We start from the raw sequence: 9491 nt of genomic DNA, 5'->3' as shown, positions 1-9491 counted from the left end.
GCCGGCTGCGGCTGGCGGGCCGGGGCGGGCCAGGGCTGGTCGGCGCGCTGGCGCGCCCGCGCCGACAGCACCGGCGGCAGCGCCAGCCGCAGCGGCTGCTCGCGCAGCGGGCCGCGGCGCTTGAGCAGGCGCAGCGACAGTTCATCCGGGCCGCTGCAGCTCAGCAGCAGGCGCAGCGGCGCCGGGCTGGGGCGTTCGGCCGCGGCGGGTTCGCGCAGCAGGAAGGCCGGCCCGGCGTGGGCCTGGGCGGCCAGTTGCAGGCGGCGCAGCACCTCGGGCCGCGCGGCAGCGCCGGGCCAGGCCAGCAAGGCGCCCAGCTGGCCGCTGCGCAGCGCCTGCTCCATCGCCCAGCAGACCTCGACCGGCGTGCCCTGGTGGCGGCGCACCGCGCTGCGCGCCGCCGGCCGCGCCGCCTGGCGCGGCCGCACAACGATGCACTGCGCCGGCGGCAGACCCAGCTCGGCCAGCGCGGGGGCCGACAGCTCGGCCGGCGGGTCGACCAGCATCAGGCAGCGGCCGGCCGCCGCCTGGCGGGCCAGCGCCGGTGCCAGCAGTCGCCACTCGCCCAGGCCGGGGCCGGCCAGCAGCAGCTCGGTCAGCGCGCGGTGCGGCCAGCCGCCGCCGGGCAGTTCGGCATCCAGGGCCGCGAACCCGCTGGGGGTGGTGTCGCCCGCAGCAGCGCCGCCGCCCGGGCGGGCACGCCAGAGCGCCGGGTGCAGCGCAGCCGGGTCGGCCAGGGGTGAAACATCCAGCGCATCCACTGGATATTTATACAGTATCCACCCCCTCGCCGGCAAGGCATTGGCGCGTGACGTACCAGACTGGCACACCTGCCTCAGATACCCGCACAGCATTTCGGGTTACCCCGGGGTAGGCGTTGACAGAGGCTATGCAGATCATTGCATAGCCCGAGGTCAGGCGCCGAACGCCTGTGCCCGGCTCACGAACTTCACAAGGACCGACGCGGAGACCCTCCATGCAGAAGAGCCTTCACATCAACCCGGACAAGTGCACGGGTTGCCGGCAGTGCGAAATGGCCTGCTCTTACGAGAACTACGGCGTGTTCGCCACCGCCCGCTCGCGCATCCGCGTGTTCGACTTCCACGAGACCGGTCGCAAGGTGCCCTACACCTGCACCCAGTGCGATGAGGCCTGGTGCCTGCACGCCTGCCCGGTCGAGGCGATCACGGTGGACAAGGCCACCGGCGCCAAGGTGGTGGCCGAGAGCACCTGCGTGGGCTGCAAGGTCTGCACGATCAGCTGCCCCTTCGGCACCGTCAACTACGTCCAGGAAACCGGCAAGGTGCAGAAGTGCGACCTGTGCGGCGGCGAGCCGGCCTGTGCCGACGCCTGCCCCACCGGCGCGATCACCTACGTCGACGCCAACTGGACCGGCATCGACAAGATGCAGGCCTGGGCGAACAAGCTGGGCAACCAACAGGCCGCGGCCTGACCACAGGCAACAAGGAGCATCACACATGTCCTGGGCTGGAAAAATCCTCCGCGTCAACCTGACCACCGGCGCCGTCACCTCCGAGCCGCTGCGCATGGACTGGGCCAAGGAGTACCTGGGCTCGCGCGGCCTGGCCTCCAAGTACCTGACCAGCGAGATCTCGCCGAAGGTCGATCCGCTGTCGGCTGACAACAAGATCATCTGGGCCACCGGCCCGCTGACCGGCACCATGGCCTCCACCGGCGGCCGCTACACCGTCGTCACCAAGGGCCCGCTGACCGGCGCCATCGCCTGCTCCAACTCGGGCGGCTACTGGGGTGCCGAGCTGAAGATGGCCGGCTGGGACATGGTCATTTTTGAGGGCAAGTCGCCCAAGCCGGTGTACCTGTCGATCGTCGACGACGTGGCCGAGCTGAAGGACGCCTCGCACCTGTGGGGCAAGTCGGTCTGGGAGACCGAGGCCACGATCCACAAGACCCACCAGGACCCGCTGGTGCGCGTCTCCTCGATCGGCCTGGCCGGCGAGAACCAGGTGCTGTTCGCCGCCGTGGTGAACGACCTGCACCGTGCCGCCGGCCGCTCGGGCGTCGGCGCCGTGATGGGCAGCAAGAACCTCAAGGCCGTGGTGGTGCGTGGCACCAAGGGCGTGGGCAACCTGGCCGACGCCAAGGAGTTCTTCAAGGTCACCGCCGAGAAGAAGAAGATCCTGCACGACAACGCCGTCACCGGCCAGGGCCTGCCGACCTACGGCACCCAGGTGCTGATGAACGTCATCAACGAGGTCGGCGCGCTGCCCACCCGCAACTTCCAGGACGTGCAGTTCGAAGGCGCGAAGGACATCTCCGCCGAAGCCATGGCCACCCCGCGCGCCAGCGACGGCAAGCCGCACCTGGTGACCAACCAGGCCTGCTTCGGCTGCACCATCGCCTGCGGCCGCATCAGCAAGATCGACAAGGGCCACTTCACCGTCGAGAACAAGCCGCAGTACTGGGGCGCCTCGGGCGGCCTGGAGTACGAAGCCGCCTGGGCCCTGGGCGCCGCCAACGGCGTCAACGACCTGGAAGCGCTGCAGTACGCCAACGTGCTGTGCAACGAGCAGGGCATGGACCCGATCACTTTCGGCGCCACCGTCGGCGCGGTGATGGAGCTCTACCAGATGGGCGTGCTGACCCAGGAGCAACTGGGCATCGACGCCAAGTTCGGCTCGGCCCAGGCGCTGGCCTACTTCGCCGAGATCACCGCCAAGGGCGAAGGCTTCGGCAAGGAGATCGGCCAGGGCTCCAAGCGCCTGTGCGAGAAGTACGGCCACCCCGAGCTGAGCATGAGCGTCAAGGGCCAAGAGTTCCCGGCCTATGACGGCCGCGGCATCCAGGGCATGGGCCTGACCTACGCCACCTCCAACCGCGGCGCCTGCCACCTGCGCAGCTACACCGTGGCCTCCGAGGTGCTGGGCATCCCCGTCAAGACCGATCCGCTGACGGCCGACGGCAAGCCCGAGCTGGTCATCGCCTTCCAGGACGCCACCGCCGCGTTCGACGCCGCCGGCATCTGCATCTTCACCAGCTTCGCCTGGGGTCTGGCCGATGTCGCGCCGCAGGTGGCTGCTGCCTGCGGTCCCGAGTTCACCCTCGAGAACATGGCCAAGATCGGCGAGCGGATCTGGAACATGGAGCGCGACTTCAACAACCAGGCCGGCTTCACCGCCAAGGACGACACGCTGCCCAAGCGCCTGCTCGAAGAGCCGGCCAAGACCGGTCCCGCCAAGGGCCTGGTCAGCAAGCTGCCCGAGATGCTGCCCAAGTACTACGAGCTGCGTGGCTGGGACAACAACGGCCAGCTGAAGCCCGAAACGCGCTCGCGCCTGGGCCTGTAAGTCCTCGGTCCACGATCCACCGGGCGGTTCTCGTGACCGCCCTTTTCATTCCTGCACCGCACGCACCATGAAGCACGTCATCCTCGGCGCCGGCCCGGCCGGCATCATCGCCGCCGAGACCCTGCGCAAGCAGGCCCCCCAGGACAGCGTCGTCGTCATCGGCGACGAGCCCGAGGCGCCCTACTCGCGCATGGCCATTCCCTACCTGCTGATCGGCAAGGTGGGCGAAGAAGGCACGCACCTGCGCCACACCACCGGCCACTTCGCGCAGCTGGGCATCACGCTCAAGCGTGGCCAGGCCGCCCAGGTGGATGTCGCCGGCAAGGCCGTGGTGCTGGCCGACGGCAGCCGCGAGTCCTTCGACCGCCTGCTGATCGCCACCGGCTCCTCGCCCGCCACCGCGCCCATCCCGGGCATCGACGGCCCCGGCGTGCACAGCTGCTGGACCCTGGCCGACGCGCGCGCCATCATGGCCAGCGCCAAGCCGGGTGCGCGCGTGCTGCAGCTGGGTGCGGGCTTCATCGGCTGCATCATCATGGAAGCGCTGGCCACGCGCGGCGTGCAGCTCACCGTGGTGGAGATGGGCGACCGCATGGTGCCGCGCATGATGGGCCCCACCGCCGGCCGCATGATCAAGGAATGGGTCGAGCGCAAGGGCGTGAAGGTCTTCACCGGCGCCCGGGTCGAGGCGATCGAGCGCCCTGGCGCTGCGGCGGCCGCACCGGCCGCCGAGCCCGGCCTGCTGGGGAAGATCGCCAACGCCTTCGGCCTGGGCAGCGCGCCCGCGCCGGCCCCCGCAGCGGCGGCGGGCGCACCGATGCGCGTGAAGCTGTCCACCGGCCAAGTGCTGGAGGCCGACCTGGTCATCAGCGCCACCGGCGTGCGCCCGAACATCGGTTTCCTGCAGGACAGCGGCATCACCTGCCTGCAGGGCGTGCTGACCGATGAGCATCTGCAGACCAATGTGCCGGGCATCTACGCCGCCGGCGACTGCGCCGAGGCCTTCGACAAGGTCACCGGCCGCACCATCGTCAGCGCGATCCAGCCCAACGCCGCCGAGCAGGCCCGCGTGGCCGCGCTCAACATGGTCGGCCGCACCACCGAGCTCAAGGGCGTCACCCAGATCAACGTGCTCGACACGCTGGGCATGATCTCGGCCAGCTTCGGCAAGTGGGACGGTGTGGACGGTGGCGCGCATGTCGAGCAGACCGACGAGGCCGCCGGCCGCCACCTGAGCCTGCAGTTCGACGACGAAAAGCTGATCGGCTGCAACGCCATCGGCTGGACCGAGCACGTCGGCGTGATGCGCGGCCTGGTCGAGGGCCAGGTCAAGCTGGGTGACTGGCGCGAACGCCTGCTGAAGGAACCCACGCTGCTGATGGAAGCCTACTTGGCCTGCGCCCAGGCGCAGGGCGAACAGGCCCATGTGAAGGCCTGAGGCAGAGGACCCGGTCGTGCAAGGCCTTGCGCCTTGCACGACACTGTCGCCCGACATGCAGATCACCTTCAAGCTCTACGCCAGCCTGGCCCAGTACCTGCCGCTCGACCGCCCGCCGGGCAACGAGGTGCGCCTGAACGTGGCGGACGCCGCCACCATCGCCCAGGTCATCGAGCCTTTCGGTCTGCCGATGAAGCTGGTGCACCTGGTGCTGGTCAATGGCCGCTACGTGGCCCCCGAAGACCGCGCCACGCTGGCGCTGGTTGAAGGCGATGTGCTGGCGATCTGGCCGCCTATCGCCGGCGGGTGACGCACCCGTGTTCGATCCGGCCACCTACACCGAACACTTCGAGCGCGAGCACGGCTGCACCGAGGCTGAATGGCTGGCCCAGCTGCCCGGCGCGGCCGAGCCCCACGCGTTGCAGCTCGGCGTCCATCAGGCCCGTGTGCCGATCGATGGCGGCACGCTGCAGATCGACTGGCAGGTGCTGCCGCCCCGGCGCATCGCGCTGATCCAGCTGCCGCAGATGCACGTGCGCTACCGCTTCGACGGGATCAGCGCCGAGGCCCGCCAGCGCTTCATGAAGCGCTTCGACCTGTTCATGCAGAAGGGCGGCGGCTGAGCCGATGAGCGGCTCAGCGCGGCGCGTGCTTCGCGGCCCGCGCCGACAGCGCGTTCGGAAAGTACAGCGCCGTCAGGCTCTTGCTGTGCACCGGCGAGTAGCCGCGGCCATCGCCCCCCTCGGCGGCATCGGCGTAGCGGCGCCAGTCGCGCACCCAGTGGATGTCGTCGCAAACCTCCAGCAGACCCAGCGTCTCGCGGTCGCCCACCAGCACGCCCTGCACCCGCAGGCCCAGCTCAGCGCGGGCCTGGTCCAGGCGCGCCAGCGTGGCCGGGACGCAACCGAACTCGCCGTCGCTGACCACCAGCACATCGGCGCTGCGCCAGCGCGCCTCATGGACCCGCTCGATGGCCCGCTCGATCGGCGTCTGCACATCGGTACCGCCATCGAAGCCCTGGCCCATCAGGTCCAGCACCGCGCGCAGGCCCTGCGTACCGGTGCCCAGCTCGCGCTCCACCAGCTCGCCCGGGCCGCCAAAGGCGATCAGGCAGCAGCCCCGCCCGGCCTCGTGCGCGGCGCGCAAGGCCGCGATGACCACGGCCTTGGCGACGTTCTCGGGCGCACCGCGCATCGAGCCCGAGGTGTCCAGGCACAGCACGATCGGCCCGCGCTCCAGCGCCTCGTCGCGCCGCGGCGACGTGCTGGCCTGGGGGCGGCCGGCGGGGTCGGGGCGCCAGTCCATCAGCACCGCTTCGCTGTCCCAGCCCAGCAGGCGCGACTCGGCATGGCGGGCGCGCCAGAGACGGCGCAGCACCGGGTGGCGCAGCATCACCGCCTCGCTGGCCAGCATGCGCTCGGGACGGCCGGTGAAATGGATGCCAGTAAGTTCGCCCGGCGCATCGGGCAGGCGGGTCTCGACCGGACGCAGCGGCACCGGCGCCTGGTCGCCGGGCTCGGGCGGCGCGGCCTGGAGCAGCGGCTGCGCGCTGCGTTCGGCACGGCCCAGGCGGCGGATCAGCGCGGCCAGCTCGGGCAGCTGCTGCAGCCAGTCGGCGGCCCGCCGCGCGGCCTGCCAGGGCCGGCCGCTGAGCTGGCCGCGCAGCTCGTCCCAGCGCAGCTGCGCCAGGTCGCCCAGGCCCTGCAGCAGGGCCAGCGATTCCTCCAGGCCCTGCGTCTCGAACTGCCAGGCCGCGCTGAATTCGGCGGCCACCTCGGCGATGGCCTCGTCCCGCGTCAGGCGCGGTTGGTGGTCGGCGATGCGGTCCAGGTGCCACAGCACCGCGCGCAGCACCTGCTCGGCCAGCGAGGGCACGCCGCGGCCCATGGCCGGCAGCTTCAGCTCGCCCACGACCTGGCGCAGCGCGGCCGCCGCCGCGGCATCGCCGAAATCGGCATCGGCGGGCGGCAGATCGCCAGCGGTCAGTGCCTGCAGCCAGCGCCCGGCGTCACGCAGGCGGGCAGTGCGTTCACCGGTGGCATTGACCAGGCTGCCCAACCACAGGCCGCGGGGCAGCCCGGCCAGCGCGTCATAGGGCCGATCGATCGGCCCGGCGCTGGTCACGCGGGCTCCAGTTGCACGGGTGGCGGGGCCGCCTCGTCGAGCGACTCGTCCAGCGGCAGCGTGGCAAAACCCTCCCGCACCAGCGCCAGCCGCGCGTGCAAGGCGGCCAGCACGGCCTCGGTGTGGCGGTGGGCGTCCACCACCTGCAGCGCCAGCGCCGGTGGCCACCACAGGCGGCCCTGCAGGCGGGCGGCCAATGCGTCGGCGGTGGCGGCGGCCTGAGCGCGCTGCGCCTGCAACTGCGCCAGCAGCTCATCCGCCTGGGCCACCCGTGCGGCCACGTGCACCGGGCTGTAACGGCGACGCAGCTGCTGCTCCAACTGCTGCGAGACGATGCGCAGCATGCCGTCGCCCTCGTCGCCCTGCCCCATCCCGATCTGGCGCGCCAGCGCCAGCTTGCCCGCGGCGTCATCGGCCTCGGCGTCCTGGCGCGCGCTCATCTCCAGGTCGAGCTGGCGCTCGAAGGCCTCGACCGCGCGGGTCAGCCAGGGCGCTTCCTGCGGCACCGCCTGCAGCCAGTCGGCCTGGAACCACTGCGCCAGCGCGGCGGCCTGCGCCGGCTCGTCGGCGGCCACCAGCGGCGCGGTCCACAGGTCCAGACCGTCGATCTGGCGGCGGCCCTCGGTGGCCGCGGCCACGCGCAGCAGGCCCACCCATTGGCGCCAGCGGCGGTCGCTCAGCGAGCGGCCCTGCGCCGCCAGCCAGGCGCGCAGCGCGGCCAGCGCCTGCACCGCCTCGTCGCCCAGCGACACCTGGGCGGCGGCCGCGCTCACCGCGGTGCGCTCGTCGGGGCTGATCGGCAGCGGCCAGCGCGGCTCGGCGCCGTCCAGGCGCAGCAGCGCAGCAAAGTGATCGTCCCCCACCGGTGTCACCGGCACGCGCAGCAGGAAGCGGTCATGAAAGGCGCGCAGCGCCTCGTCGGCCGGGCCTTCGTTGCTGGCCGCGACCACGCTGAGCAGCGGCGTGCGCAGGCGGCCGCTGCCATTGTCGAACTCGCGCTCGTTGAGCAGGGTCAGCAGCGCGTTGAGGATGGCCGAGTTGGCCTTGAACACCTCATCGAGGAAGGCAATGCCGGCGGTGGGCAGAAAGCCATCGACCAGGCGTTCATAGCGGTCGTCCTCCAGCGCCTTCAGCGACAGCGGGCCGAACAGCTCCTCGGGGGTAGAGAAGCGCGTCAGCAGGCGTTCGAAATAGCGCGCGCCGTCGAAGGCGCGGTGCAGGCGGCGCGCCAGTTCGCTCTTGGCGGTGCCGGGGGGGCCCAGAAGCAGCACATGCTCGCCCGCCAGGGCGGCCAGCAGCGCCGCGCGCACGGCCAGGCTGCGCTCCAGCAGGCCGCTCTCCAGCGCCACCAGCCAGGCGCGCAGGTGTTCAGGGGTGGGCAAGGACATGGGGTGATTCTCGGTGGGGCTGAAGGGTGCGGCAAGGCGCCGCCAGCGGGCATCGGTTATCGTTCAAGCTGGAGCCCTCATGAAATCCCGCGGCGTTCACCTTCAATACAGCTTCCAGTCGGACGGCCAGCGCGGCGCGGACATCCAGAACCCGCTGTTCGACCTGCTCTCGGCGCTGCGTCAGCACGGCTCGATCCAGCACGCGGCCACGGCCACCGGCGCCTCTTACCGCCACGTCTGGGGCGCGCTCAAGCAGTGGGAGCAGGTGATCGGCGAGCCGCTGGTGCTGTGGGCCAAGGGCCAGCCGGCCCGGCTGACACCCTTTGCCGAGCGCCTGCTGTGGGCCGAGGCGCGCGCCCGCACACGCATGACACCGCACATCGAGGCCCTGCGCTCCGAGCTGGAGCGCGTGCTGGCCGAGGCGCTGGATGGCAGCCACCAGGTGCTCACCATCTACGCCAGCCATGACCTGGCGCTGCCGGCGCTGCGCGAGGTGGCCGCCGAGCACCACCGCCTGCACATCGACCTGCGCTTTGCCGGCAGCATGGACGCGCTGCGCGCGCTGTCCGAGGGCCGCTGCACCGTGGCGGGCTTCCACGTCCCGCCGCTGGAGGACGCACGCAACCTGTTCGCCGAGGCGCTCAAGCCGCTGCTCAAGCCCGGCGTGCACAAGCTGATCGGCTGCACCCGGCGCACCCAGGGCCTGATGGTGGCGCGCGGCAACCCGCTGCGCCTGCGCGGCCTGGCGGACCTGGCCAGCGGCTCGGTGCGCTTCATCAACCGCCAGGAAGGCTCGGGCACCCGGCTGCTGACCGATCACCTGCTGGCCCAGCAAGGCCTGTCCAGCAGCTTCGTGCCGCGCTACCACGACGCGGTGGAAGACAGCCACCTGGCCGTGGCCGCGGCCATCGCCAGCGGCCTGGGCGACGTCGGCGTGGGCATTGCCGCGGCGGCCGAGCAGTTCGGCCTGGACCTGGTGCCCCTGGTCGAGGAAGACTACTTCCTGGTCTGCCTGAAGGATGCGCTGGAACATCCGGCGGTGCAGCAGTTGTGCGAGGCCCTGGCAGGCACGCCGATGCACAACGCCGTCTCGGCGCTGCCGGGCTATGCGCTGAACACGCCGGGCGAGGTGCTGTCGCTGACCCGGGCCCTGCCCTGGTGGCATTTCCGCACCCGCAAGGAAGCGCACGAGGCCCGCCACGCTGCCGAGTAGGC

Annotated in this window: 9 protein-coding genes; 6 read left to right on the top strand and 3 right to left on the bottom strand. The window is 71.6% G+C overall.

Annotated elements, in window-relative coordinates; translation table 11 throughout:
• Positions 1-761 (bottom strand): translesion DNA synthesis-associated protein ImuA (gene imuA / locus KAK06_RS19385; RefSeq protein WP_310741125.1); only part of this gene is annotated, 761 nt, incomplete at its 3' end.
• Between the two features lie 215 nt (positions 762-976).
• Between imuA and KAK06_RS19380 the strand changes: the two genes are divergently transcribed.
• The 5 genes from KAK06_RS19380 to KAK06_RS19360 all read left to right on the top strand — a co-directional run bounded on the left by KAK06_RS19380 (position 977) and on the right by KAK06_RS19360 (position 5387).
• Positions 977-1453 (top strand): 4Fe-4S dicluster domain-containing protein, encoded by a 477-nt coding sequence (locus KAK06_RS19380; protein WP_210803797.1) that lies wholly within the window; start codon positions 977-979, stop codon positions 1451-1453.
• A 25-nt stretch (positions 1454-1478) separates the two neighbouring features.
• On the top strand, positions 1479-3326 hold the full coding sequence (locus tag KAK06_RS19375) for an aldehyde ferredoxin oxidoreductase family protein (protein ID WP_210803796.1): 1848 nt from the start codon (positions 1479-1481) through the stop codon (positions 3324-3326).
• Between the two features lie 67 nt (positions 3327-3393).
• Positions 3394-4764 carry an NAD(P)/FAD-dependent oxidoreductase gene (locus tag KAK06_RS19370; RefSeq protein WP_210803795.1) on the top strand — a complete coding sequence of 457 codons (1371 nt, stop codon included), beginning with the start codon at positions 3394-3396 and terminating at the stop codon, positions 4762-4764.
• A 55-nt stretch (positions 4765-4819) separates the two neighbouring features.
• Entirely contained in the window at positions 4820-5074 is a 255-nt protein-coding gene (thiS, locus tag KAK06_RS19365) for a sulfur carrier protein ThiS (protein WP_210803794.1), read from the top strand.
• A gap of 7 nt (positions 5075-5081) precedes the next feature.
• Positions 5082-5387, top strand: a complete 306-nt coding sequence (locus KAK06_RS19360) for a hypothetical protein (RefSeq protein WP_210803793.1) — start codon at positions 5082-5084, stop codon at positions 5385-5387.
• 13 nt (positions 5388-5400) lie between these two features.
• On the opposite strand, the gene KAK06_RS19355 is transcribed toward KAK06_RS19360, so the two are convergent.
• Both KAK06_RS19355 and KAK06_RS19350 read right to left on the bottom strand, forming a co-directional pair.
• Positions 5401-6888, bottom strand: a complete 1488-nt coding sequence (locus KAK06_RS19355; RefSeq protein WP_210803792.1) for a VWA domain-containing protein — start codon at positions 6886-6888, stop codon at positions 5401-5403.
• Positions 6885-8276: an AAA family ATPase gene (locus KAK06_RS19350; protein WP_210803791.1), complete on the bottom strand. Its 1392-nt coding sequence runs from the start codon at positions 8274-8276 to the stop codon at positions 6885-6887. The genes KAK06_RS19355 and KAK06_RS19350 overlap by 4 nt, the downstream gene beginning before the upstream one ends.
• Positions 8277-8355: 79 nt before the next feature.
• Between KAK06_RS19350 and KAK06_RS19345 the strand changes: the two genes are divergently transcribed.
• Entirely contained in the window at positions 8356-9489 is a 1134-nt protein-coding gene (locus KAK06_RS19345) for a substrate-binding domain-containing protein (RefSeq protein WP_210803790.1), read from the top strand.
• Positions 9490-9491 lie beyond the last annotated feature (2 nt).

Source organism: Ideonella aquatica (genome assembly GCF_018069755.1).
In the GTDB taxonomy this organism is placed as follows: domain Bacteria; phylum Pseudomonadota; class Gammaproteobacteria; order Burkholderiales; family Burkholderiaceae_C; genus Ideonella; species Ideonella aquatica.
Note: the sequence above shows the minus strand (reverse complement) of the source record. Positions and strands in the feature narration are given on the sequence as shown.

What these genes read in the sequence shown, in the direction of transcription:
- KAK06_RS19375 (WP_210803796.1), top strand. Translation starts at nt 1,479, where the DNA reads ATGTCCTGGGCTGGAAAAATCCTCCGCGTCAACCTGACCACCGGCGCC.
- KAK06_RS19380 (WP_210803797.1), top strand. Translation starts at nt 977, where the DNA reads ATGCAGAAGAGCCTTCACATCAACCCGGACAAGTGCACGGGTTGCCGG.
- KAK06_RS19345 (WP_210803790.1), top strand. Translation starts at nt 8,356, where the DNA reads ATGAAATCCCGCGGCGTTCACCTTCAATACAGCTTCCAGTCGGACGGC.
- KAK06_RS19350 (WP_210803791.1), bottom strand. Translation starts at nt 8,276, where the DNA reads ATGTCCTTGCCCACCCCTGAACACCTGCGCGCCTGGCTGGTGGCGCTG.
- KAK06_RS19370 (WP_210803795.1), top strand. Translation starts at nt 3,394, where the DNA reads ATGAAGCACGTCATCCTCGGCGCCGGCCCGGCCGGCATCATCGCCGCC.
- thiS (WP_210803794.1), top strand. Translation starts at nt 4,820, where the DNA reads ATGCAGATCACCTTCAAGCTCTACGCCAGCCTGGCCCAGTACCTGCCG.